The 23,221-nt window shown below is 61.8% G+C and carries 24 protein-coding genes; 10 read left to right on the plus strand and 14 right to left on the minus strand.

All coding sequences use genetic code 11. The features are described from left to right. The first annotated feature begins 3 nt into the window (after positions 1-3). Complete coding sequence (gene selD, locus ACVWZT_RS04715) at positions 4-1,038, plus strand: selenide, water dikinase SelD (protein ID WP_457468368.1); 1,035 nt, start codon at positions 4-6, stop codon at positions 1,036-1,038. Continuing rightward, positions 1,038-2,150, plus strand: coding sequence for a tRNA 2-selenouridine(34) synthase MnmH (mnmH, locus tag ACVWZT_RS04720; protein ID WP_457468370.1), 1,113 nt, complete (start codon positions 1,038-1,040; stop codon positions 2,148-2,150). Before selD ends, mnmH begins: the two co-directional genes overlap by 1 nt. 106 nt (positions 2,151-2,256) lie before the next feature. Here mnmH and ACVWZT_RS04725 read toward each other — a convergent pair whose 3' ends face one another. The 13 genes from ACVWZT_RS04725 to hmpA form a co-directional block, all read right to left on the minus strand. After that, entirely contained in the window at positions 2,257-2,643 is a 387-nt protein-coding gene (locus ACVWZT_RS04725) for a lysozyme inhibitor LprI family protein (RefSeq protein WP_296231744.1), read from the minus strand. Between the two features lie 21 nt (positions 2,644-2,664). Beyond that, positions 2,665-3,204, minus strand: coding sequence for a hypothetical protein (locus ACVWZT_RS04730; protein ID WP_457468372.1), 540 nt, complete (start codon positions 3,202-3,204; stop codon positions 2,665-2,667). An 84-nt stretch (positions 3,205-3,288) separates the two neighbouring features. Beyond that, positions 3,289-3,852, minus strand: coding sequence for a GNAT family N-acetyltransferase (locus ACVWZT_RS04735; protein ID WP_296231746.1), 564 nt, complete (start codon positions 3,850-3,852; stop codon positions 3,289-3,291). Between the two features lie 86 nt (positions 3,853-3,938). Next, positions 3,939-4,322, minus strand: a complete 384-nt coding sequence (locus ACVWZT_RS04740; protein ID WP_170028317.1) for a YkgJ family cysteine cluster protein — start codon at positions 4,320-4,322, stop codon at positions 3,939-3,941. 159 nt (positions 4,323-4,481) lie between these two features. Further along, positions 4,482-5,609, minus strand: a complete 1,128-nt coding sequence (locus ACVWZT_RS04745; protein WP_457468374.1) for a hypothetical protein — start codon at positions 5,607-5,609, stop codon at positions 4,482-4,484. Positions 5,610-5,725: 116 nt separating this feature from the next. After that, positions 5,726-6,934: an alanine transaminase gene (gene alaC, locus ACVWZT_RS04750; protein WP_457468376.1), complete on the minus strand. Its 1,209-nt coding sequence runs from the start codon at positions 6,932-6,934 to the stop codon at positions 5,726-5,728. Between the two features lie 267 nt (positions 6,935-7,201). After that, on the minus strand, positions 7,202-8,089 hold the full coding sequence (gene cyoE, locus ACVWZT_RS04755; protein WP_296231749.1) for a heme o synthase: 888 nt from the start codon (positions 8,087-8,089) through the stop codon (positions 7,202-7,204). Positions 8,090-8,100: 11 nt separating this feature from the next. Next, positions 8,101-8,433 carry a cytochrome o ubiquinol oxidase subunit IV gene (gene cyoD / locus ACVWZT_RS04760; RefSeq protein ID WP_003259128.1) on the minus strand — a complete coding sequence of 111 codons (333 nt, stop codon included), beginning with the start codon at positions 8,431-8,433 and terminating at the stop codon, positions 8,101-8,103. After that, positions 8,433-9,056: a cytochrome o ubiquinol oxidase subunit III gene (cyoC, locus tag ACVWZT_RS04765; RefSeq protein WP_296231751.1), complete on the minus strand. Its 624-nt coding sequence runs from the start codon at positions 9,054-9,056 to the stop codon at positions 8,433-8,435. The genes cyoD and cyoC overlap by 1 nt, the downstream gene beginning before the upstream one ends. A gap of 3 nt (positions 9,057-9,059) precedes the next feature. Continuing rightward, a complete protein-coding gene (cyoB, locus tag ACVWZT_RS04770; RefSeq protein ID WP_063911280.1) occupies positions 9,060-11,078 on the minus strand; it encodes a cytochrome o ubiquinol oxidase subunit I in 2,019 nt (672 codons plus the stop codon). Positions 11,079-11,081: 3 nt separating this feature from the next. Then, positions 11,082-12,026, minus strand: a complete 945-nt coding sequence (cyoA, locus tag ACVWZT_RS04775) for a ubiquinol oxidase subunit II (protein ID WP_015268993.1) — start codon at positions 12,024-12,026, stop codon at positions 11,082-11,084. Between the two features lie 558 nt (positions 12,027-12,584). Then, positions 12,585-13,091, minus strand: a complete 507-nt coding sequence (locus ACVWZT_RS04780) for a disulfide bond formation protein B (protein WP_170028313.1) — start codon at positions 13,089-13,091, stop codon at positions 12,585-12,587. Between the two features lie 494 nt (positions 13,092-13,585). Next, positions 13,586-14,764, minus strand: a complete 1,179-nt coding sequence (gene hmpA, locus ACVWZT_RS04785) for an NO-inducible flavohemoprotein (RefSeq protein ID WP_457468379.1) — start codon at positions 14,762-14,764, stop codon at positions 13,586-13,588. Positions 14,765-14,918: 154 nt separating this feature from the next. Between hmpA and norR the strand changes: the two genes are divergently transcribed. The 7 genes from norR to ACVWZT_RS04820 all read left to right on the plus strand — a co-directional run bounded on the left by norR (position 14,919) and on the right by ACVWZT_RS04820 (position 22,299). Beyond that, complete coding sequence (norR, locus tag ACVWZT_RS04790; RefSeq protein WP_296231753.1) at positions 14,919-16,472, plus strand: nitric oxide reductase transcriptional regulator NorR; 1,554 nt, start codon at positions 14,919-14,921, stop codon at positions 16,470-16,472. 69 nt (positions 16,473-16,541) lie between these two features. After that, entirely contained in the window at positions 16,542-17,441 is a 900-nt protein-coding gene (locus tag ACVWZT_RS04795; protein ID WP_296231754.1) for a chemotaxis protein, read from the plus strand. Positions 17,442-17,528: 87 nt separating this feature from the next. Further along, a complete protein-coding gene (locus ACVWZT_RS04800; protein WP_457468381.1) occupies positions 17,529-17,840 on the plus strand; it encodes a hypothetical protein in 312 nt (103 codons plus the stop codon). Then, a complete protein-coding gene (locus tag ACVWZT_RS04805) occupies positions 17,837-18,571 on the plus strand; it encodes a YkgJ family cysteine cluster protein (protein WP_457468383.1) in 735 nt (244 codons plus the stop codon). Before ACVWZT_RS04800 ends, ACVWZT_RS04805 begins: the two co-directional genes overlap by 4 nt. Positions 18,572-18,746: 175 nt before the next feature. Continuing rightward, a complete protein-coding gene (locus ACVWZT_RS04810; protein ID WP_296231757.1) occupies positions 18,747-18,971 on the plus strand; it encodes a hypothetical protein in 225 nt (74 codons plus the stop codon). A gap of 204 nt (positions 18,972-19,175) precedes the next feature. Then, a complete protein-coding gene (locus ACVWZT_RS04815; RefSeq protein WP_457468385.1) occupies positions 19,176-20,510 on the plus strand; it encodes an OprD family porin in 1,335 nt (444 codons plus the stop codon). Between the two features lie 298 nt (positions 20,511-20,808). Further along, positions 20,809-22,299: a sensor domain-containing diguanylate cyclase gene (locus ACVWZT_RS04820; RefSeq protein WP_457468386.1), complete on the plus strand. Its 1,491-nt coding sequence runs from the start codon at positions 20,809-20,811 to the stop codon at positions 22,297-22,299. On the opposite strand, the gene ACVWZT_RS04825 is transcribed toward ACVWZT_RS04820, so the two are convergent. Continuing rightward, complete coding sequence (locus tag ACVWZT_RS04825) at positions 22,296-22,772, minus strand: ferritin-like domain-containing protein (RefSeq protein ID WP_296231760.1); 477 nt, start codon at positions 22,770-22,772, stop codon at positions 22,296-22,298. The two genes, ACVWZT_RS04820 and ACVWZT_RS04825, sit on opposite strands and share 4 nt — an antisense overlap. Positions 22,773-22,973: 201 nt before the next feature. Between ACVWZT_RS04825 and ACVWZT_RS04830 the strand changes: the two genes are divergently transcribed. Next, on the plus strand, positions 22,974-23,195 hold the full coding sequence (locus ACVWZT_RS04830; RefSeq protein ID WP_289134240.1) for a DUF3820 family protein: 222 nt from the start codon (positions 22,974-22,976) through the stop codon (positions 23,193-23,195). The last annotated feature ends 26 nt before the right edge of the window (positions 23,196-23,221 follow it).

Here is a 23,221-nt window from a genome sequence, read left to right on the forward strand (position 1 = left end):
CACATGAGCGAGCCGATTCGCCTGACCCAGTACAGCCATGGTGCCGGCTGTGGCTGCAAGATCTCCCCCAAGGTGCTGGATGTGATCCTCGCCGAAAGCGGCGCACAGGCACTGGACCCGAAGCTGTGGGTCGGCAATGCCTCGCGTGACGACGCTGCCGTGTATGCGCTGGACGATGAGCGTGGCGTGGTCTCGACCACCGACTTCTTCATGCCGATCGTCGATGACCCCTACGACTTCGGCCGCATCGCCGCCACCAACGCCATCAGCGATATCTATGCCATGGGCGGCGACCCGCTGATGGCCATTGCCATCCTCGGCTGGCCGGTCAATGTGCTGCCGCCGGAAGTAGCCCGCGAAGTGATCCGCGGCGGCCGTGCGGTGTGCGCCGAAGCCGGTATCCCGCTGGCCGGCGGCCACTCCATCGACGCCCCCGAACCGATCTTCGGCCTTGCTGTCACCGGCGTGGTGAACAAGCGCCACCTCAAGCGCAACGACACCGCCAGCGCAGGCTGCCGCCTGTACCTGACCAAGCCGCTGGGCATCGGCATCCTCACCACCGCCGAGAAAAAGGCCAAGCTGCGCCCACAGGACCAGGGCCTGGCCCGCGACTGGATGTGCACCCTCAACACCCCTGGCAGCCGCTTCGGCAAGCTCGACGGGGTCAAGGCAATGACCGACGTCACCGGCTTTGGCCTGCTCGGCCACCTGGTGGAGCTGGTCGAAGGCAGTGGCCTTACCGCGCACCTGGACTACACAAAAGTGCCACGGCTGCCGAGTGTCGAACACTACCTGGCCGAGGGCTGCATCCCTGGCGGTACCCTGCGCAACTTCGACAGCTACGGGCACAAGATCGGCGCCCTCACTGACGACCAGAAACACCTGCTGTGCGACCCACAAACCAGCGGCGGCCTGCTGGTGGCGGTCGCCCCTGACGGGGAAGCCGAGTTCCTCGCCGAAGCCGACAGGCTGGGCCTGCAATTGGCAGCGATCGGCCAGTTGGTCGAGCGACAGAGCCACGCGGTCGAGGTGATCTGATGCGCCCCGACTGCACCGATTTCCGCCAGCTGTTCCTCGATGACGTGCCGATGATGGACATGCGCGCGCCCATCGAATTTGCCAAGGGCGCCTTCCCCGGCGCCGTCAACCTGCCGCTGATGACCGATCAGGAACGCCAGAAGGTCGGTACCTGCTACAAGCAGCAGGGCCAGGCCGCCGCCATCGCCCTGGGCCACCAGCTGGTCAGTGGCGCCACCAGACAGGCGCGCCTGGAGGCCTGGGCGGCATTTGCCCAGGCTCACCCGGAGGGTTACCTGTATTGCTTCCGTGGTGGCTTGCGCTCGCAGATCGTGCAGGGCTGGCTGCGTGATGAAGCAGGTATCCAGTACCCGCGGGTCAAAGGTGGCTACAAAGCCATGCGTTCCTTCCTGCTGGAAACCACTCAGCAGGCCGTGAAGCAATGTGATTTCGTGCTGATTGGCGGCCTGACCGGTACCGGCAAGACTGATGTGCTGCACCAGCTGGGCAATGTGCTCGACCTGGAAGGCCACGCCAACCATCGCGGCTCCAGCTTCGGCAAGCGCGCCACCGCACAGCCGGCACAGATCGACTTCGAGAACCAGCTGGCCATCGATGTACTGAAGAAACGTGCCCGCGGCATCGAGCAGTTCGTATTGGAAGATGAAGGCCGCATTGTCGGCAGTTGCACGGTACCGCTGGAGCTATACCAGGGCATGCAGCAGTACCCACTGGTGTGGCTGGAAGATACGTTCGCCAACCGCGTGGAGCGCATCCTGCGTGATTATGTGATCAACCTGAGCGCCGAGTTCGTCAGCGTGCATGGCGAAGAAGACGGCCGCCGGTTGTTCGCCGAGCGTCTGCTGCAGAGCATGGCGAACATCTACAAGCGCTTGGGCGGCGAACGCTATCAGCGCCTGTCGGACATCCTGCGGCAGGCCCTTGAGGAGCAGCAGCGCAGCGGTGCGGTGGACTTGCATCGAGGCTGGATCGAAGGCCTGCTGAACGAGTACTACGACCCGATGTACGCCTACCAGCGCGCAGCCAAGGCAGAGCGTATCGAGTTTGCCGGAGATGCCGTGGAAGTACGCGAGTACCTAAAGGCCCGGGCGCTACGCACACCGCACAAGTAGAAGCCGGGGAGCCTTGCGCCCCATCACCGGCAAACCCGCTCCCACCTGGCGCCCGCACAGTCCCTGTGGAAGCGGGTTCACCCGCGAAGAGGCCTCGGTCGGCTACTCACTGCCCGGGGCTGAGCAACCGCTCCAGCTCCGCGGCGCGGTCACGGGTCATGTCCATCAGGCAAGTACCACCTTGCAGTGCCGCCATGGTTCCGCCACTGGCCTGCACATGGAACTGGCAATTGCCATCGCGGTAAGCCAGCCACGTGCGCTGCACATCCCGCAGGCTCTTCTGCTGCCCGGCATCGAGCTTGCCCATCAGTTGCTTGTACACCCGGTTCAGGCGTTGGTCCTGCACATGCGTTTCGGTCTTGATGCAGTCACTCATGGCCACGGTGCTGGAGGCCTTGTCCATGCATTGGCCATAGGCCGCCGTGTAGTCATCGGCCATTGCCGATGACAGCGAGCAGGCCAATGCCAGACCTGCCAGGTAATGCTTGATCATGCAAACTCTCCTTGTGGGATTTCAAAGCGTCTGCGGCTGCTCCGGCGGCATCAGCACCCTGCCCGGCTCAAAGCGCAACGTCGGCATCTGAGTCGCGGCATAGAGCACCACGCCCAACGCCGCAACCAGCACCACGTCTAGCCAGCTCCACCCCGGCATATCGGCGGCACTGCGCGCCTTCCAGCAATACCAGGCCTGTCCCAGGCAAAACACCATCATCGCCACCAGCCACAGGTAGAACCCGGCACCAAAGCCGGTACGCTCATGAAACGCGTAGCTCTGGTTGTCCGGCAAGCGGTCAATTCCGAAACTGCTGGCAGCCAGGTACAGCGCAACCAGCCCAGCCAGGAACGCCAGCCGGCGGAATCGTCGATGGGCCAGGATCGCCAGCGCCAGCAATGGGTTGGCGAACCACTGATACATCCCGAAAGGCAGGCCCCAAGGCCCGTACAACAGCATCTGCAAGGCCGGCATGTGACGGTCGCCACTCATCAGCGCGCCATCGAAGAACAGTGCGAGCAGGTACAGCAGCAAGCTGGCGCTCAGGTAGAAAACGGGCAAGGGGCATACCTGGGGAAAGGAACAGGCTGCGACCATAACCCAGGCCCTGCCGCGCTTCCAAACCTTCGATGAGATGTCATGCGGTCAGGCAACCGGCGGCTCCAGTAGCAGGCCATAGATACCGGAATCGGACAGCTCGCCAGCCACGCACCAGCGCGCGCGCAGGGTACCCTCGAGCACGAAGCCCTGGCGTTCGAGGGTACGTGCCGACCCTTGATTACGCGGGTCGATTTCGCCTTCCAGGCGGCGCATGTGCAGGGTGTTGGCGAGGTAGTCGATGAAGCAGGTCAGCGCCTCGTCCATGTAGCCTCGGCCCTGCACTGCGCTGGCCAGGCAATAACCGATCTCGCCACGACGCGAGACATCGTCGATGTTGAACAGTTGGACCATGCCGATCAGTTCACCGTTGTCGCGCCGGTACATGCCCAGCTTGAGCTGGTCACCGTTGGCATAGGCTTCGCGATCTGCGGCCAGGGCGCTTTCAGCTTCGGCCAGGTCTTGCCAGGGGGCATGATGCCAATAACGCATGACTTCGGGGTCGGCCATGATCGCCAGCCATTGCGCGGCATCGGCATGACGCATCGGGCGCAATTGCAGGCGTGGGCTTTCAAGGCAGAGGTCACTGGGGAAACTGCGAGGTGGGGTCACGCCGGATCTCCTGTCCATGGCTGGGGAAATGACAGTTTAACGTCAAGCACAGGGTCCAGGCATCCGGGGCCGGCACAGGCTGGCGGTCAGGCCACCTCGGCCCCATCATCCGGCCAGTGCGGCTCGTTGGCCCCCGGCGGGGTCAGCGGTGGCAGCCCATACGCGGCCCGCGCATCGTCGCAGCTGGGGTTATGTACCCCACCCACCCACGACGCTTCGAACTCGCGGCAGGGGCTGGAGCGGTTGGCGTAGATGGTACACGCCACCTGCTGGCCGATCTCGCCCTGCAGGCTGATACAGCGGCATGGCTTGGCGTCGGTGCCGATCATGGCAACACGGGTGGGATTGATCTGAACCACCAGGTCGTCCGGTACCAGGCCGCCTGAAGACTGGCATTCGCCCCAGAAGAAGGACACACGGAAGTACCCGCAGCAGGCGCCGCAGTCAAGGCAAGGGTTATATTCGGACATGATGGCACGGAGGGAAGGTTGTTGTTATCGGGGCTGGCCCGCGGCGCCATTTTCAATCCAAGCCGGGGCTGCTGGATAGGGGGGCAATGCAAAAATATTTGCCGCTGATCCGGCGGCCTGCCAACGGCGACCGGCAGCGCTGCCGATCGCCCGTTTTTGTCAGCAGATGGCCTTGTAGGTCGCGGCATCCACGCGCTGCAGAGCAAGCCCTGCGCTCGGGTCATAATCACTGCCCTGCACTTTGCTGAAGTAGGTGCGCGCTTCACCACAGTGCACCAGGCGGTCGTTCGGCTCACCCTCGGTGAGTACGGTGTAGGACTTGCTGCGCATGGCCTGATATTGGCTGTCCGCTGCCGCCATCACCTGGTGATATTTCATCAGCTGGCTGTCGTCCAGTGCCAGGCGCTTGTCGAGCTGCGCACCCCAGCGGGTCAGGCACACCTCGGCGAAATGACGAACGATCAGCCCCGGTTCCACCAGCACCTCGCCGGCACCGGCGCCGTCCACCGAAGCGTTGCCGACGAGCGTGGCGTGGCGGCCTGGCATGGGGTAGATGCTGATCTGCGTCCCGCTTGCGACCGAAGGGATCACACAGGCAAAACCTTTGGAGCGCTCATCCCGCGAGTAGAAACCTACGTATTCTCTGACGTTATCCGCCAGCGTCACGCGCTCGGCCTGGACATTGCCGACCCCGGGCACCGGATCGATGGCGAAGATGTTCACGGGTATGTCACGCAACACCGGATCCTGAGCCATGGCATTGGCCAACATGTGGCAGCTTATCCCTCCCCTGCTCCAGCCAACCAGATTGACTTGAGTCGGGATGCGCGGCTTGCGGAACATGCTGATGATCTGTTCCTGCAGCTCCTGGGGCGTCGGATGGCGGTCACCATAGTCGTAGGTGCGCCAGAACCAGGAAGCTGAGGAAGAAGGGTCCGGAACAGATACCCCGGCATCTTTCAGGCGCTGGTACTCTTGCTCGCTCAGCTTGGTACGTTGCCAGTTGCTTTCGCCTTTGATCACCTGCAGCACATGTTTGACGTTCTCTTCCCAGCCAAGACCAAACAGCTGGCCGGTCCAGTTGAAATAACCGCCGGGCTCGACGAACAGGTTGTCATCCTGCAGGTTGCCGCTGCCGGGGCCATCCACGGCGATCCAATGGGCGAACTCGCGGCCTTGGTCGTTGCTGGCCAAGGTAGATACCAGCTCGCCGTTCCAGAAATTGGGGTTGGCGTGGTCGAAGCGGTGGGAGCCGGTGCCGCAGAAATAGGCGGTGAAAACACTCATGGGCAGTCTCTGTAGTGAGAAATGAGTGCTGAAAATAAGTTGGCATACTGACGCAACGCAGGCGGAAAGCTCACCCCTGCTGCGGAATCGGGGCTGCTGTGCAGCCCCAACAGTGATTACCTGCGGGCCAGGCCATCGGCCCGGAACATCTGCCGTATCCCGCGGATCGCCTGGCGGATGCGGTCCTGGTTCTCGATCAGGGCAAAGCGTACGTGGTCATCACCGTAGTCACCGAAGCCGATCCCCGGCGACACACACACCTTGGCCTCGGCCAGCAGCTTCTTGGAAAACTCCAGCGAACCCAGGTGCGCATACTCCGCTGGAATCTTCGCCCACACGTACATCGAGGCCTTGGGGTTCTCGACCATCCAACCCAGCTCGTGCAAGCCTTTCACCAACAGGTTGCGGCGCTGACGGTATTGCTCGGCAATGTCGCGCACACATTGCTGGTCACCCTCCAGCGCAGCGATTGCGGCTACCTGCAGCGGGGTGAAGGTGCCGTAGTCGTGGTAGCTCTTGATCCGCGCCAGGGCACTGACCAGCTCGGGGTTGCCGACCATGAAGCCGATCCGCCAGCCGGCCATGTTGTAGCTCTTGGACAGGGTGAAGAACTCCACGGCGATGTCCTTGGCCCCCGGCACCTGCATGATCGACGGCGCTTTCCAGCCGTCGTAGACGATGTCGGCATAGGCCAGGTCATGCACTACCAGTACCCCATACTGCTTGGCCAGGGCCACCACGCGCTCGAAGAAATCCAACTCCACGCACTGCGCGGTGGGGTTGGACGGGAAGCCAAGGATCATCATCTTCGGCTTGGGGATCGACTCGCGAATGGCCCGTTCGAGTTCATTGAAGAAGTCCACCCCCGGCACCAGCGGCACCGAACGCACCTGAGCCCCAGCGATCACCGCACCATAGATGTGGATCGGGTAGCTGGGGTTGGGCACCAGCACCGTATCGCCCTGGTCGAGCGTGGCCAGCATCAGGTGCGCCAGGCCTTCTTTCGAGCCGATGGTGACGATGGCTTCGCTTTCCGGGTCGATGGCGACCTCGTAGCGTTCCTTGTACCAGTTGGAAATGGCCCGGCGCAGACGCGGGATACCGCGAGAGGTGGAATAGCCGTGGGTGTCTTCGCGCTGGGCGACCTGCACCAGCTTCTCGACAATGTGCGGCGGCGTGGCGCCATCGGGGTTGCCCATGCTCAGGTCGATGATGTCCTCGCCACGGCGGCGGGCCGCCATCTTGAGCTCGGCGGTGATGTTGAAGACGTAAGGGGGGAGACGATCGATGCGCGCAAAGCGGCGCGGCGAACCTGGGTTGGCCATGGCTTCCTCTGAGTACGTAAGCGCCCGGAACCGTCCGAGCGACGTTGGCCGATGTGGCGGCCTGGAACAGAAGATAGTCCCGAATGAGCGATCCTGTAAAGGATAATTTCCCGTTTTTACCGACATTTTCAGATCTATCATTTGAAAATGTGCTGATTATTGTTTCCAGGCCTGTCCCTATCGCCGACGAGCCAGCGACGGGGCCCGATACAGGCATAAAAAAACCCCGGCACCATGGCCGGGGTTTTCGTGAAACAGGCAGCAGTCTCAGCGTGCGTAAGTCATCAGCACGTCCGCAGCGGTCTGGCTGTCCACCCCCATCATCACGCTAAGCGCGGTGACGGTGAGGATGGAGAAGCCGAACACCTTGCGCGCCCACTTGCTGTCGTCCTCGGCCTTGTAGCCACCCCAGGCCATGTACAGCCAGTACAGGCCCATGGCGGCTGCCACGGCCAGGTAGCCGAGGCCGGCGTAACCGCCGAGGGTAAGCATCAGGGTGGCGAGAACGAAGGCCAGTACGTACAGCACGATCTGCTTCTTCGCCGCCAGAACACCGCGCGCCACCGGCAGGACCGGAATGTTGGCTGCGCTGTAATCCTTGAAGCGGAAGATCGCGATGGCAAAGCTGTGCGGCATCTGCCACAGGCTGAACATCACCAGCAGGGTGACCGCAGCCAGGTCGAAGCTGTTGCTCACGGCGCAGTAGCCGATCACTGGAGGCATGGCACCCGACAGGCTGCCGACCAGGGTGCCGTGCACCGATTTACGCTTCAGCCACAGGCTGTAGAAACCGACGTAGACGATGAAGCCGACCAGCGCGCAGAACGCCGACAGCGGGTTGGCCTGGACATACAGCAGGCTGAAACCCGCCACCCCGAGCAGGGTGGCGTAGATCAGCGCGAGGGGCAGCGGCATGCCGCCCTGGACCATGACGCGGTTCTTGGTGCGCTCCATTTTCTGGTCGATGTCGCGGTCGATGCAGTTGTTGAACACGCAACCGGAGGCGACGACCAGGGAGGTTCCCACTACTACCGCCAGGAACAGGGCGAAATCCACATGGCCCTTCGCGGCAAGGAAGAAACCGCCTGCCACGGAAAGCACGTTACCGAAAATGATCCCCGGTTTGGTGATTTGGATAAAGTGCTTAACGGACATGCAGTCTTACCTCACTTGGCCAACATTTCGAAGTGGATGCTGAACATGATCCACAGCGACAGGCCGACAAGCAGAGCGATCACCAAAGTGGTGAACAGGAACGTCGATACGTTGTTGCGTTGCTCTTTCGAGCGGTCCATGTGCAGGAAGTACACGAGGTGTACCACTACCTGGATCACGGCCATGGCAACAATGATCAGAACGGTCAGGTTCTTCGGCAGGCTTGGCGACATGGCCAGGCCGAACGGGATCGCGGTCAGGATGATCGACAGGATGAAGCCGATCATGTACGACTTGACGCTGCCGTGGTTACCTTCGTGATGAGTGTCGTGTGCGTTAGCCATTACAGAACTCCCAGCAGGTAGACGACGGTGAATACGCAGATCCAGACCACGTCCAGGAAGTGCCAGAACAGGCTCAGGCAGCTCATGCGGGTCTTGGCGGTCGGCGTGATGCCGTGCTTGTTGATCTGGTACATCATGACTGCCATCCAGATCAGGCCGGCGGTCACGTGCAGGCCGTGGGTACCTACCAGGGCGAAGAAGCCCGACAGGAAACCACTGCGGTTCGGGCCGAAGCCTTCGCCGATCAGGTGATGGAATTCATAGATTTCCATCGCGATGAAGGCTGCACCGAACAGGAAGGTCACAGCCAACCAGCCCAGTACGCCAGCTTTCTTGCCATCGAACATCTTCAGCATGGCGAAGCCGAAGGTGATCGAGGACAGCAGCAGGAACAGCGTTTCAACAGCTACGAAATCGAGCTGGAAGATGTCATGACCCGACGGGCCGCCGGCAAAACTGCCGGACAGCACCGCGTAGGTGGCGAAGAGCGACGCAAACAGGATGCAGTCGGTCATCAGGTACAGCCAGAAACCCAGTACGGTCATCTGGCCCGAGTCGTGGTGGTGGTCGTCATGCCCATGGTCGTGACCATGAGCAGCACCGTGCATTACTTGACTGGACATTGATTACACCCGCTCAAACGATTCGACACGTGCGCCGGCAGGCAGAGCACCTGCTTTGGCCAGCGCTTTCATGCGCTCGCCTTCGATGCGCGCCACTTCTTCGGCCGGAACCATGTAGCCCTGGTCGTCACGCGCCGCGTGGCGAACGAAGACAGCGATAGTTGCAACCAGGCTCGCGCCAACCAGCCACCAGATGTGCCAGATGAAGGCGAAGCCGAAGACGGTCAGGAACAGGCCCATGAACAAACCGGTGGAGGTGTTGCTCGGCATGTGGATCGCTTCGTACTTGGCCGCTGGCTTGTAGGCAACACCGGCTTCCTTGGCTTCGTGCCAGGCATCCAGGCCAACCTTCTCAGGCATGTGGGCGAAGTTGTAGAACGGAGGTGGCGACGAAGTCGACCATTCCAGGGTACGGCCGCCCCATGGGTCGCCGGTCACGTCCAGGTTCTGGTTGCGGTCGCGAACCGATACGTACAGCTGGATCAGCTGGCAGGCGATACCGAACAGGATCAGCACGGCGCCGACCACGGCTACGTACAGGTAGGGTTCCCACAGCGGGTTGTCGGAGTGGTTCAGACGACGGGTCATGCCCATGAAGCCCAGGGCGTACAGCGGCATGAACGCTACGTAGAAGCCCGAGATCCAGAACCAGAAGGCAGCTTTGCCCCACTTCTCGTTCAGGGTGAAACCGAAGGCTTTCGGGAACCAGTAGGCGAAGCCGGCGATGTAGCCGAATACCGCACCACCGATGATCACGTTGTGGAAGTGGGCAATCACGAACAGGCTGTTGTGCAGGACGAAGTCAGCCCCCGGAACAGCCAGCAGAACGCCAGTCATGCCACCGATGGAGAAGGTGATCATGAAGCCCAGGGTCCACATGATCGGCGCGGTGAAGCGCAGACGGCCCTGGTAGATGGTGAACAGCCAGTTGAACAGCTTCACACCGGTCGGAATGGAGATCAGCATCGTCGCCAGGCCGAAGAAGGTGTTGACGCTGGCGCCGGCACCCATGGTGAAGAAGTGGTGCAGCCATACAGCGAAGCCCAGCACGGCGATGGCGCCCGATGCATAGATCATCGAGTGGTGGCCGAACAGACGCTTGCCGGAGAAGGTCGAGGTGACTTCCGAGAACACACCGAAGGCCGGCAGGATCAGGATGTAAACCTCAGGGTGACCCCAGGCCCAGAACAGGTTGACGTACATCATCGGGTTCCCACCAAGCTCGTTGGTGAAGATGTGGAAGTCCAGATAACGGTCAACAGTCAGCAGGGCGAGTGCAGCGGTCAGGATCGGGAAGGAAGCAACGATCAGCACGTTGGCCCAGGTGCAGGTCCAGGTGAAGATCGGCATGTCCATCAGCTTCATGCCAGGTGCGCGCATCTTCATCACGGTGACGAGGAAGTTCACACCGGTAAGCGTCGTACCCAGGCCTGATAGCTGTAGCGCCCAGATGTAGTAGTCGACACCCACCCCAGGGCTGTACTGAATGCCCGCGAGCGGCGGGTAGGCAACCCAGCCGGTCTTGGCGAATTCACCAACGCCCAGCGAGATGTTGACCAGCAGCACGCCTGCCAGCAGCAGGTAGAAGCTCAGCGAGTTCAGGAATGGGAAGGCAACGTCACGTGCACCGATCTGCAGAGGAACCGCCAGGTTCATCAGGCCGGTGAAGAACGGCATCGCCATGAAGATGATCATGATCACACCGTGAGCGGTGAAGATCTGGTCATAGTGTTCAGGCGGCAGGTAGCCTTCGGAGCCACCGGTAGCGGCAGCCAGCTGGGTACGCATCATGATGGCGTCGGCGAAGCCGCGCAGCAGCATGACCATCGCGACGATGATGTACATCACCCCGATCTTCTTGTGGTCGACAGTCGTCAACCACTCGGTCCACAAGTAGGTCCACTTGCGGAAGTAGGTGATAGCACCGACGACAGCGATACCACCGAGCGCAATCATGGCAAGTGTCACCATGACTATCGGCTCGTGATAGGGTATCGCCTCCAGGCTTAGTTTACCGAACATCTCTTACTCCTCTGCACCGGCAGCTGGTTGCATACTCGATTCCACACCCTTGGTAGTGGCCAGATCTTTGCTGCCTGCTTCTTCGTGGCTCGGACGACCGCGGTTCATGCCTTCGTACTTGTCGACGATCAGCTGGAACTGGTCAGGCGAAGCCTCGCTGTACAGCGCGACCGGGTTGTTTTCGCTTGGTTTGGCCAAGGCGTCGTATTCGGCCTTGTCCAGCTTCTTCGGCGACTGCTTGACCTCGGCGACCCACTTGTCGAAGTCTTCCTGGGAGGTGGCAGTAGCCTTGAATTTCATGCCGGTGAAGCCAGCACCGCTATAGTTGGCGCTGATACCGTCGAACTCGCCGTTTTCGTTGGCGATCAGGTGCAGCTTGGTGGTCATGCCGGCCATGGCGTAGATCTGGCCGCCCAGGCCCGGGATGAAGAACGAGTTCATCACGGCGTCGGAAGTGACGCGGAAATTGACCGGGGTGTTAGCCGGGAAGACGATCTTGTTGACCGTGGCAATGCCCTGCTCCGGGTAGATGAACAGCCATTTCCAGTCCAGCGCGACCACGTCGATCTGCACCGGCTTCACATCGGAATCCAGCGGACGATACGGGTCCAGCTTGTGGGTGGAGTGGTAGGTGAAGTAGCCCAGGGCGATGATGATCAGGATCGGGATGATCCACACCGCGGCTTCGATCTTGGTCGAGTGCGACCAGTCGGGGGTGTAGGTGGCGGCCTTGTTGGAAGCACGGTACTTCCAGGCGAAAACCACGGTCATGATGATGACCGGAATCACCACCAGCAGCATCAGACCGGTAGCGATGAGGATCAGGTTCTTTTGCTCAATGCCGACCTGGCCCTTCGGGTCGAGCAGGGTCCAGTTGCACCCACTGAGTAAAAGCATGCCTAAAAAGGGCAATATGCCAAACAGTCTGGGGTAACGCTTTTTACTCATCTCACGACCTCTAGATCAGCTTGCTTCAATGCAATTTGTGTTTTGGTAGCCAACACTTCGTCCTGCCAAGTGCGGCATTTCGCGCCCGTACTCGCTCCTGCCCGGGTCCGACTGCAGGGCCTTGGCGTCAAGCGGGTTAGCGGTGCTTATGGTTTCGTAGGCAACAGGCCTGTACTTCAGACCAAGTCCATTTGGTGCGGGAAAACGCGGAGGGGGGTCCGCCCGGTATCGCCGTTTGGCGAAACTTGACGAAGTCAGCAAAAAGGAGCGCTGGGGCTTCCTTCAATCCTGCGACTCGCAAGCAGTGCCGAACGGAAATTGGGGGCGATTGTAGATAGGTCGCCAACCCTTGACTATGACTTATTGAGCAACAGTCTTTTACAGGATCTGCAACAATACAGCTCGAAAATTCAACTTCGCGACAGTTTGTCGCACCCCGCTTGCTAGCCCTCGAAGCCGCATTCTGCAAGGCCTGGAGGTTGATCTGGATCAAGCGGGGAGCAACTTTTCGCTCTTCTCATGCGGCGCAAAAGAACCTTTGCAGCTCGGTACTTTTGTCTAAGCCTGGCGTCGGTTGCGGTAGATCCCGAGCGGAACCAGAACTGCTGTCAGGACGAACGCCAGCAGTGCCCATTGTGCCAGCGACAAGCCGAGGATCGGTGGATACGGCGTACTGCAGAAACCGTCGACCTGGAATACCAGCGGCCAGAGCTTGGCCAGCGGCAGGTCGTCGACGATCGGCTGCAGGGTATCGATGCCACAACTGACCATGGGGTTGGCGAGTATATACACATGGTTGCCGGCCGCAACGATTCCACCGATTGCGCTGAGCACCACCAGCGCCTCGAAGAAGGTCAGGCTGCGGCGCCCGGGCATCGCCGCCGCGATGAAGGCGAACAGGGCAATGAACAACAAAGCATAACGCTGCAGGATGCACAGAGGGCACGGCGCCTCGCCGAGCACGATCTGCATGTAGAGAGCGCCGCCGATCAGCGAAATGCAGATCAGACCCAACAGCACCAGGAAGCGCCGTTCCCGATTAAGGCGCGATGTTTGTTCGTTCATTGCCGGTTCCTTCGATGGATAGTCGCAGCGTGGTCCGCCTGCCTGGGCGCAAGTCTACACGCAGAGCAAGGCCTGTGAGCGTGCCGAGGAAGCGGCGTGATAGCGCGGCGCGGGGCTATCCGGTGTGGCTGAGACCGGCCGCAGCGACGTCGGTTCAACGTCGGGCGGCAAAAAGCGGCTGCCCAGGTGCCGCGCAGGGCCAGGCCCCTCGACACCCGGGAGTGAAGGATACCGTGATTAAAGGAGAATTAAAGATGAAAACTGTACAGCGGTTTTCACCTCTCCTTATATAGGCATTAAGGTGATGCGTGCCCAGCCGCTGGCAAGCCAGCCCCCAGGCAGCGAATGCAATCGACCGTTTCGTTCTCGATTACCCACGGGCGGGAGCAGCTGCGAGGGAGCTGGCTTGCCAGCGGCTGGGATGAATTCTTGTTACAAGCCTGTACCGGCTCTTTCACGGGTAGACCCGCGAAGAGTCCGGTACAGGCGCCACATCACTCCAGCGCAGCCGCCGGCCCGAAGAACTCGTAGCGGCTTTGCTGCTCCGGTACCCCCAGCCCTTTCAACTGGCGCTTGACCGCCGCCATGAAGCTCTTCGGCCCGAGGAAATAGGCGTCCACGTCACGCTCGCGCGGCAGCCACTCGGCCAACAGCTCTTCACTGAGCAAACCAACGGCATCGGCCGCAGCAGCCCCTTGCGGCTCGGCATAGCAATAGAAGCGCTTGAGCTGTGGATGACGCGCAGCCAAGCCGTCTACCCAGTCACGGAAGGCATGTACGGCACCGTTACGCGCACAATGGATGAAACGCACCTCGCGCCGGGTCTGCAAGGCCGCCTGCAGCATAGCCAGGGTCGGGGTGATGCCTACACCCCCGCTGATCAGAACCAGCGGCTTGTCGCTGGCAGCCAGGGTGAAATCGCCGGCTGGCGGGAACAACTGCAAGGTATCCCCCACCGCCAGCTGGTCGTGGAGGTAGTTGGAGACCTTGCCGCCCGCCTCGCGCTTGACGCTGATGCGATATTCCTTGCCGTCGCAGAGTGCCGACAACGAATAGTTGCGGCGCTGCTCGGCGCCGTCGATGTCCAGCTTCAGGCCGATGTACTGGCCAGGTTCGGCCTTGAGTACCGGCTTGCCATCCACTGGCGCAAAGTAGAACGAGACGATCTCGCTGCTTTCCTGCTCACGGCGTACCAGGCGGAATTCCCGGGTACCGCGCCAGCCACCTTCGGCTTGTTCCTTCTGTTGGTAGAGGTTCTCTTCCGCGCCAATCAGGATGTCGGCCAGCTGGCCATAGGCCGCGCCCCAGGCCTCGATGACGGCAGGGGTGGCGATGTCCTTGCCCAGCACCTCTTCGATGGCGCGCAGCAGGCAACTGCCGACGATCGGGTAGTGCTCCGGCAGAATCTGCAAGGCGACGTGCTTGTTGATGATCTGACCGACCAGGCCGCCCAGCTGCTCCAGCTGGTCGATATGGCGGGCATACATCAGCACGCCGTTGGCCAGGGCGCGTGGCTGATCCCCGCTGGCCTGGTGGGCCTGGTTGAACAGCGGGCGCACCTGCGGGTACTCGCTGAGCATCATTTGGTAGAAGTGGGTGGTCAGCGCTTCGCCGCGGCTTTCCAGCAGGGGGACGGTGGCCTTGATGATTGCACGTTGTTCGGCATTGAGCATTGCAGCAACTCCTGAGCCTGTGGCTTCGAATGACTGCCATGGCTATTACAGCAATCGTGCCAGGTTCTAACCTCAGTAAAATCAAGGGTTTGACAGTGATCATGTCAAAACGACCCGGCGCAGCGTATAGTCATATCGACCTATAGGAGTCCATATGACTGCAAAGCCGTTGCTCACCACCCTTCTGCCCTTGGTCAGCGACCTGTCCCGCGACCTGCCGGACCAGGAACGTTACCGGCGCCTGTTGCAGGCCATGCGTGGACTTCTGCCGTGCGACGCCGCCGCGCTGCTGCGTCTGGATGGCGAGTGGCTGGTGCCACTGGCGGTGGACGGCCTGAGCGCGGATACCCTCGGCCGGCGATTCCGGGTCAGCGAGCATCCGCGCTTCCAGGTCCTGCTCAGCCGCCCGGAACCCACCCGCTTCGCCAGTGACTCCGAACTGCCCGACCCTTATGACGGCCTGGTCAACGCCGCCGATGCCAACCTGGAAGTTCATGACTGCATGGGCTGCCCGCTGATGGTCGATGAGCGCCCCTGGGGCCTGGTCACGCTCGACGCCCTTACCCCAGGGCAATTCCAGAGCCTGGAACTGGATGCCCTGCAGGCCTTTGCCAGCCTGGCCGCTGCCACGGTCACCGTGGCCGAGCGTATCGAACACCTGGCCCTGCGCGCCGAAGACGAGCACCACCGTGCCGAGATCTACCGCCAGGCCAGCGGCCAGGACAGGGAACTGATAGGCCAGAGCCCGGCCCATAAGCGCCTGGTAGAAGAAATTCGCCTGGTCGGGGGCAGCGACCTGACCGTGCTGATCACCGGTGAGACCGGTGTCGGCAAGGAGCTGGTGGCGCAGGCCCTGCACCGGGCCAGCAACCGCGCCGAAAAGCCGCTGATCAGCCTCAACTGCGCCGCACTGCCCGATACGCTGGTGGAAAGCGAACTGTTCGGCCATGTACGCGGCGCTTTCACTGGCGCCCACGGCGAGCGCCGCGGCAAGTTCGAGCTGGCCAACGGCGGCACACTGTTCCTCGATGAAGTGGGTGAACTGCCGCTGGCAGTACAGGCCAAGTTGCTGCGGGTATTGCAGAGTGGCCAGCTGCAGCGCCTTGGCTCGGACCGCGAACACCGGGTGGACGTGCGCCTGATCGCCGCCACCAACCGCGACCTGGCGGCAGAGGTGCGCAGCGGCAACTTCCGCGCCGACTTCTACCACCGCCTGAGTGTCTACCCGCTGCATGTACCACCGCTTCGCGAAAGAGGCCGCGACGTGCTGCTGTTGGCCGGCTACTTCCTCGAACAGAACCGTTCGCGCCTGGGCCTGAACAGCCTGCGCCTGAGCAGCGGCGCCCAGGCGGCACTACTGGCCTACGACTGGCCGGGCAACGTGCGGGAACTGGAACACCTGATCGGTCGCTCTGCGCTCAAGGCGCTGGGCCAGCACGCCGACCGGCCACGCATTCTCACCCTTGAAGCCATGGACCTGGACCTGCGCGCAACGGTAACGCCCACCACGCTCGCCTCCCCTGCCGCGCCAATGCAGGAAGCGGCGCTGCCCGAGGGCGGCCTGCGCGAAGCCGTCGACCTGTACCAGCGCCAACTGATCGAAGCCTGCCTGCAACGGCACCAGCACAACTGGGCGGCTGCCGCCCGGGAACTTGGCCTGGACCGGGCCAACCTCAGCCGTCTGGCCCGCCGCCTGGGGTTACGCTGACGGGGTGTCGCTAAAGCCCGAACAGATCAGGCCGATAACCGGTTACCCCTGTTCCCGACGAAGGTCACCATGGCCACGCAAAATGCCCGCGCGGACTCGCTGTCCCTGCTGCTGTTCACGCTGCGCAGCGGCAAGTTGATGGCAATCAACCTGCTCAAGGTCAGCGAGATCATCCCTTGCCCACCGCTGACCAAGCTGCCCGAGTCGCACCCCCACGTAAAAGGCGTGGCGACCCTGCGCGGCAACCCGCTGTCGGTCATCGACCTGTCCCGCGCCATCGGCGAACGGCCACTGGCCGACCCGGACGGTGGCTGCCTGATCGTCACCGAGATCAGCCGTTCGCGCCAGGGCCTGCATGTGCAGGCGGTCAGCCGCATCGTGCATTGCCTGAGCACCGACATCAAACCGCCGCCCTACGGCTCGGGCAACCGCTCGTTCATCACCGGTGTAACCCGGGTCGACAATACCCTGGTACAGGTGCTGGATATCGAAAAAGTCATCCACGCCATTGCCCCGCCGGCACCCGAGCCCCCCCAAAGCCCCCTGAGCGAAGAAGACGTCAGCCTGTTGGCTGCCGCCAACATCCTGGTTGTAGACGACAGCCAGGTGGCCCTGCAACAGTCGGTGCACACCCTGCGTAACCTCGGCATGGAATGCCACACCGCGCGCAGTGCCAGGGACGCCATCAATGTCCTGCTGGAGCTGCAGGGCACCGCACAGGAGATCAACATCATCGTCTCCGATATCGAAATGTCCGAGATGGACGGCTACGCGTTCACCCGCACCCTGCGCGAGACCCCGGACTTCCAGCACCTCTATATCCTGCTGCATACCTCGCTCGACAGCACCATGAGCGCCGAGAAGGCCAGGCTGGCCGGGGCCAATGCAATCCTCACCAAGTTCTCCTCGCCGGAACTGACCGATTGCCTGGTAGTGGCAGCGCGTACCGTGGTGTTCGCCGAGCGCTGACAAATCCTGCGACAAACTCCCCGGCTTGTCATAGGGGTTGAGATGGGCATAATCGCGCCTCTCGCAAGCCACTTGCCGGAGTCGTCCATGAAGTTCTTCAGCGCTATCCTGATCACCTGTGCCCTGTTCAGCGCTATCGCCCAAGCCTCCAGCAGCCAGGCCTGGAACGAGCAGCGCCAGCAGATGCTCAAGGCCTGCCTGGCCGCCAGCCAGTTCAAGGACGCCCACGTTCGCAGCAAGCCTGCCGAGTTCGATGACCAGGTCGGCATGAGTGCCCTGCTGATCGAGGGCGTCTACCCACAGCCACACATGCAGCAGCGTACCGGCACCGAACTGTGCCTGTACGACCGCCGCCAGCAACGGGCTTTCGTCAGCGAATGGAGCCCGGAGGTCAAGTGACCGACAGCCTGCGTTTCGCCTGCACCGGCTGCGGCAAGTGCTGCACCGGCCACCACGTGCCGTTGACCCTGGCCGAAGCCCGTCACTGGGCGGCGGATGGCGGCCAGGTGGTGGTCCTGATCGAAGCTTTCGTGACCGATGGCCCTGGCATGCCGCTGGAGCAGCGTGAGCATGTGATGCGCCGTTCCCATCCCGTGCGCTGTGGCACCGGCGAGGTACGCGTCGCGGTGACCTTTGCCGCGTTCAACCCCGGGCGCTGCCGCAACCTCGACGACAATGACCGATGCACCATCTATGACCGCCGCCCGCTGGTCTGCCGCATTTATCCGGTAGAGATCAACCCGCATATCCCGCTGCGGCCAGCAAGCAAGGACTGTCCGCCGCAAGCCTGGCAGCAGGGGCCTGAGCTGATTCACGGCACGCAACTGCTCGATGCCGGGTTGCAGGCACTGGTGCACGCCTCGCGTGAGGCCGACAGAAACGACGTCGCGGCCAAGGTGCAGGTATGCCAGGCGCTAGGTATGACTACCAGTGCGCTCAAAGGCAATGGCTTTACGGCTTACCTGCCCGACATGGGCGCGTTTGCCGCCGCCCTGGCGCAACTGCCGGAAGATGACGGGGCAGCTTGGGCCCTGCATGTGGAGGACCAAGCGCTAGGGTCGAGCTTGCAGGGGTACGGCTTGCACATAACTCAACAAGCCTCGCTGTACTACGCCTTCATCGGCTTCTGAACAAGCCGTCCCGCCTAGCACGGGGGTTCACGGCGAATGTGCGATTGCTTTGCTGTGCAATCATTACCTTTTGCGCAACAGTGCTTATCGCACTTCGCTCTGTTTCAAGTGTATTGAAAGGGCTAACTTTAGCCCTGTCCTCATTAGCACTTGCACTGCAAGAAGGTAGTTTCAAATGTCCAACAGTAAGGGTATTGCCAGCGTCTTCGTCCTGTCTTCCCTGTTGTTGTCGCCGCTGGCCATGGCCGAAGAATCCCAGGCTTTCATCACCCGTAATGCCGAGTTGGCCGCCGTTCATCAGGAAGCTCGCAACGCCATCGCCGCGCAGCAGTCCGATAGCACCAAAGACGCAAACCAGACAGCTTCCAAAGTTTCTGTCGACACCAATGCCGACAGCTGAGCGAGCGCAGTTACTGCTCCCGATTTCCCTTGGCTACGCCATGGGCACCACCGGTGCCGATATGTTAGCCTTTTAAAGCCGCTGCCAATCAGCGGCTTTTTTTATGTGCTTCAACTATCAGCCCGGCTGTAACCTTTACCTATAAAAACACGCACATTCGAAAATAAAAACTGCCCCACCGCCCGACCCAAGGAGCTAGTACCGGTGCCTACCGCGTTTCGTTTTACCCCGCTGTTCATTGCGTTGACTGCAACGATCCCTTTCGCCACCCAGGCAGATGAAGACAAGGCTGATGGCTTCATCGAAGGGTCGTCCCTCAACCTGCACTTTCGTAATGCCTATTTCAATCGCGATAACCACAACGCCAGCGTGCGTGACACCCGCGAGTGGGGTCAGGGCGCGGTGGCGCGCTTCGAGTCGGGCTACACCCCGGGTGTGCTTGGCGTTGGCCTGGATGCCCATGCGATGCTGGGCCTGAAGCTCGATGGCGGTGGCGGCCACGCCGGCACCAGCATCCTGCCCGAGCACATCAAGGACGACGGCGAGCTGGGCGCAGCCCCGCATTCGTTCTCCACTGCTGGGGCCGCGCTCAAGCTCAAGGCGTTCGACACCGAGTTCAAGGCGGGTGACCTGTTCCTCACCAACCCGGTAATTGCCGGGGGCGAAAGCCGCATGCTGCCGCAGACCTTCCGTGGCGTGAGCCTGACCAATACCAGCATCGACGGGTTGCTGCTCGAAGGCGGCCAGGTGAGCTTCACCAAGCCTTACAACCAGAGCGGCCACCGCCGCATCGACACCTACTACGGCGCGCTGGACGAGCACGACAAGAGCAAGCACCTGAACTGGGCCGGCGTGTCGTGGAGCGGCACACCGGACATCACCACCAACCTGTATGCCGCCGAGCTGAAGGACATCTGGAACCAGTACTACGCTGACTTCGACTACACCTACGTGGTCAACGACCTGGTCAGCCTGAACCCGGGCATCCACTTCTACCACACCCAGGAAACCGGCCAGGCGCTACTGGGCAAGATCGACAACAATACCTACAGCGTGCACTTCACCGTCAACGCCGGGTACCACAGCGTCACCGCCGCCTACCAGCGGGTCAATGGCGACACGCCGTTCGACTACATCAACCTTGGTGACAGCATCTACCTGGACAACTCGCGCATGTACTCGGACTTCAACGCGCCGAACGAGCGCTCATGGAAGCTGCAGTACAACTATGATTTCGCCGGCATGGGTGTGCCAGGCCTGACCAGTTCGCTTTCATATTCGCGCGGTGAGGCCGATCTGACCAAGGCTACCCAGGACACCAGCCACTACGACTACTACCGTGCCGACGGCGAGAACGCGATGCACTGGGAGCGTGACCTGGATGTGAAGTACGTATTCCAGGAGGGCGACCTCAAGGACTTGTCGGTCCTGGTACGCTATGCCGTGCACCGTGGCAGCCAGGGTTATGCCTCGATCGACAGCAACAGCGATAACGATGAATTGCGAGTGATCGTCGATTACCCGTTGAATGTGTTCTGATTCGAAACCGCCAGCGAGGGCCTTGCCCTCGGTTCGCCGACGCGGTGGATGGCACCGGCTTCGCCATAGATCGCGGCTGAAGCCGCTCCTACAGCTACCGCGTCAACTCGAAGCCGGCACAAAACCTCGCGCGGATTTATCCGCGAAGCAGGCGGCGGCGGTAGCTGTAGAAGCTGGCTTGGCGGCGATGGGCTGCGCAGAATCGCTTGCGTGATTCCGTCGGACAAATCTTGTTCGACAATCCTCACTTCCCTAGAATGGCGCCGCCGCGAATGGCCCTGCCCACGCAGTAGCGAGCATGATCCCCCGACCCCCGCGTTTCGCACTCTACAGGTCACACCCCGAGCTGTTCCTCAACCTGGGCAGTTGCCTCGCCGTGCTCGCCATTGTAGCCATTGTCAGCTACCTGCTGGCCCGTGAGCGCGACAGCGTCGAGCTGTCGGCGATCCGCTCGTCCAGCAACATCGTCGAGCTGATCGAAAGCGACATCCTGCGCAACGCCGAGCTTTACGACCAGTCCTTGCAGGGGCTGATCTGGGCGGTCGGGCGCAAGGAGCTGGCGCAGATACCCGGCCCACTGCGCCAACGCCTCCTGTTCAATGAAGCCTTTGTCGACCGTAAGCGCGGGGATGTGCTGTGGCTGGACAAACAGGGCAACGTGGTAGGCGACTCCACCAGCAGTGTGCCGCGCAAAGCCAACTTCGGCGACACCGGGGTATTCCAGGCGCACCAGCGCAATGCCAACCTCGGCTTGCTGGTGGGCCCACCGTTCAAGGCCCTGCTCGGCGATCTGGACTGGTGCATCAGTTTCAGCAGGCGCATCTCCGGGCCCAATGGCGAGTTCGCCGGGGTGGCCGCGGGCGCGTTACGCCTGTCGTACTTCAGCGAGCTGTTTCGCCGCCTGGATATAGGCGACGACAGCAGCATCAACCTGCTCAACACGGACGGCCAACTGCTCGCGCGCCAGCCATCGCGCAAACAGGATCCGCTGATCGGCAGCAACTACGCCGACCGACCCAATTTCAAACGTATCCTCAACGAACAGAGCGGCAGCTTCACCGCCCGCTCCGGCAGCAGCGCAAAGCTGCGCATCTATACCTTTGCGCGCGTCCACCAGTTGCCATTGATCGTGCTGGTTGCGCATTCGGCCGATGAAGTGTTCCAGTCATGGCGCCGCACTGCGATCATGGTCAGTGTCGCCACCGGGCTGCTGTGCGTGGGCATCCTCTGGCTGACTTTGTTGCTGGGCCGCGAATTGCGCCGCCGACAAGAAGCTGAACAAGGCCTGGAAACCCTGGCCGCCACCGATAGCCTGACCGGCCTGGCCAACCGCCGCCGCCTCGACCAGGTGTTGCGCCAGGAGTGGACGCGCGCGCAGCGTAGCCGCAAGCCATTGGCAGTGTTGATGGTGGATGTGGACCATTTCAAGGCATTCAACCAGCGTCATGGCCACGCTGGTGGCGACCATGCCTTGCGCGAGGTAGCAAAAACCATCGAGGCATGCATCCGCCGCCCCGCCGACCTGGCGGCACGCTATGGCGGTGAGGAATTCCAGGTGGTGCTGCCGGAAACCGATCTCGCCGGCGCGCAGCTGCTGGCCGAGCGCATACGCGCCAGTGTCGAGGCGCTGGCGCCGTTTGCCGATGACGCCCGCTCGGTCACGGTAAGCATCGGCATCGGCCTGTCAGGCACCCAGCACGACCTGGCAAGGGTGCTGGGTGCTGCAGATGAGGCGCTCTACCGGGCCAAGGCCAAGGGCCGCAACCGGGTAGAGGGGCCGGCCGATTAGGACCGGGCGCGAGCAGCGTCGCGCAGCGCCTTGACCTGATCATGGTTGCGCTGCACGCCCTGCAGCTGCTTCTCCACCAGGTTGTAGGTCTGGTCGCTGGCGGTGCGGCCCAGCTTGACCAGTTTTTCGCGGGCATCCTTGTAGGCCTTGAGCGCATAGTCCTCACCACGCTCGACCTCGTTCAGCACGGCTTCTTCGCTCTTGCCGGTGAGCATGGACTTGAAGTTGACCCAACCACGGTGCAGGTCGCCGCTCAGGCTGGTCGAGGTTTCCGGGTCACCGCCCAGGCGGCGCACCTCGCTCTGCAGCTCGGCTGCGGCGTTGCCACATTCGCCAGCGCGCTGTACGAAGAAGGCCTTCAGTTCCGGGTTCTTGACATCATCGGCCGATTCGCGAAAACCCTTTTCGCCGTCCTTGCTGTACTCGATGAGGTCGTTCAGTACATCGATCACATCTTTGTTCGGGTTGCTCATGGCAAAACTCCTTGGCAGGTGATAGTCCACAAGACAGGAGCAGCGATCGTGCCAACCCGTTTCAAAACAGGAAACCTAAGAATATCAAACAGTTAGGCGAAACACCGTAACGCCGGCAAGCGGCGTTCTGCATGATTGCCGCTTGGGCATTCGTGCAGATTGCAGTATGGTCGGCGCTCCCTATGGCCAGGTGTGCCGATGATGAAGCCGGAAACCCTCGAACTGCTGGTGACCCGCAGCATGCCGTTTGGCAAATATCAGGGCCGGGTCATCGCCGACCTGCCGGGCGACTACCTGGCGTGGTTCGCGCGCAAAGGGTTCCCGTCGGGGGAGCTGGGCGGGTTGTTGGCGCTGATGCACGAGATCGACCATAACGGGCTGGGCGATCTGCTGGTGCCGTTGCGGCAGAAACATCGGCGCTAGCCGGCACAGACTCCTCGCCGGGTAAA

This window comes from Pseudomonas sp. TE21394, assembly GCF_054057835.1.

Excerpts from the sequence above, each read along its gene's own strand:
- selD (WP_457468368.1), top strand. The coding sequence starts at position 4 with ATGAGCGAGCCGATTCGCCTGACCCAGTACAGCCATGGTGCCGGCTGT.
- mnmH (WP_457468370.1), top strand. The coding sequence starts at position 1,038 with ATGCGCCCCGACTGCACCGATTTCCGCCAGCTGTTCCTCGATGACGTG.
- ACVWZT_RS04725 (WP_296231744.1), bottom strand. The coding sequence starts at position 2,643 with ATGATCAAGCATTACCTGGCAGGTCTGGCATTGGCCTGCTCGCTGTCA.
- ACVWZT_RS04740 (WP_170028317.1), bottom strand. The coding sequence starts at position 4,322 with ATGTCCGAATATAACCCTTGCCTTGACTGCGGCGCCTGCTGCGGGTAC.
- ACVWZT_RS04745 (WP_457468374.1), bottom strand. The coding sequence starts at position 5,609 with ATGAGTGTTTTCACCGCCTATTTCTGCGGCACCGGCTCCCACCGCTTC.
- alaC (WP_457468376.1), bottom strand. The coding sequence starts at position 6,934 with ATGGCCAACCCAGGTTCGCCGCGCCGCTTTGCGCGCATCGATCGTCTC.
- cyoE (WP_296231749.1), bottom strand. The coding sequence starts at position 8,089 with ATGTCCGTTAAGCACTTTATCCAAATCACCAAACCGGGGATCATTTTC.
- cyoD (WP_003259128.1), bottom strand. The coding sequence starts at position 8,433 with ATGGCTAACGCACACGACACTCATCACGAAGGTAACCACGGCAGCGTC.
- cyoC (WP_296231751.1), bottom strand. The coding sequence starts at position 9,056 with ATGTCCAGTCAAGTAATGCACGGTGCTGCTCATGGTCACGACCATGGG.
- cyoB (WP_063911280.1), bottom strand. The coding sequence starts at position 11,078 with ATGTTCGGTAAACTAAGCCTGGAGGCGATACCCTATCACGAGCCGATA.
- cyoA (WP_015268993.1), bottom strand. The coding sequence starts at position 12,026 with ATGAGTAAAAAGCGTTACCCCAGACTGTTTGGCATATTGCCCTTTTTA.
- ACVWZT_RS04780 (WP_170028313.1), bottom strand. The coding sequence starts at position 13,091 with ATGAACGAACAAACATCGCGCCTTAATCGGGAACGGCGCTTCCTGGTG.
- hmpA (WP_457468379.1), bottom strand. The coding sequence starts at position 14,764 with ATGCTCAATGCCGAACAACGTGCAATCATCAAGGCCACCGTCCCCCTG.
- norR (WP_296231753.1), top strand. The coding sequence starts at position 14,919 with ATGACTGCAAAGCCGTTGCTCACCACCCTTCTGCCCTTGGTCAGCGAC.
- ACVWZT_RS04795 (WP_296231754.1), top strand. The coding sequence starts at position 16,542 with ATGGCCACGCAAAATGCCCGCGCGGACTCGCTGTCCCTGCTGCTGTTC.
- ACVWZT_RS04800 (WP_457468381.1), top strand. The coding sequence starts at position 17,529 with ATGAAGTTCTTCAGCGCTATCCTGATCACCTGTGCCCTGTTCAGCGCT.
- ACVWZT_RS04810 (WP_296231757.1), top strand. The coding sequence starts at position 18,747 with ATGTCCAACAGTAAGGGTATTGCCAGCGTCTTCGTCCTGTCTTCCCTG.
- ACVWZT_RS04820 (WP_457468386.1), top strand. The coding sequence starts at position 20,809 with ATGATCCCCCGACCCCCGCGTTTCGCACTCTACAGGTCACACCCCGAG.
- ACVWZT_RS04825 (WP_296231760.1), bottom strand. The coding sequence starts at position 22,772 with ATGAGCAACCCGAACAAAGATGTGATCGATGTACTGAACGACCTCATC.
- ACVWZT_RS04830 (WP_289134240.1), top strand. The coding sequence starts at position 22,974 with ATGAAGCCGGAAACCCTCGAACTGCTGGTGACCCGCAGCATGCCGTTT.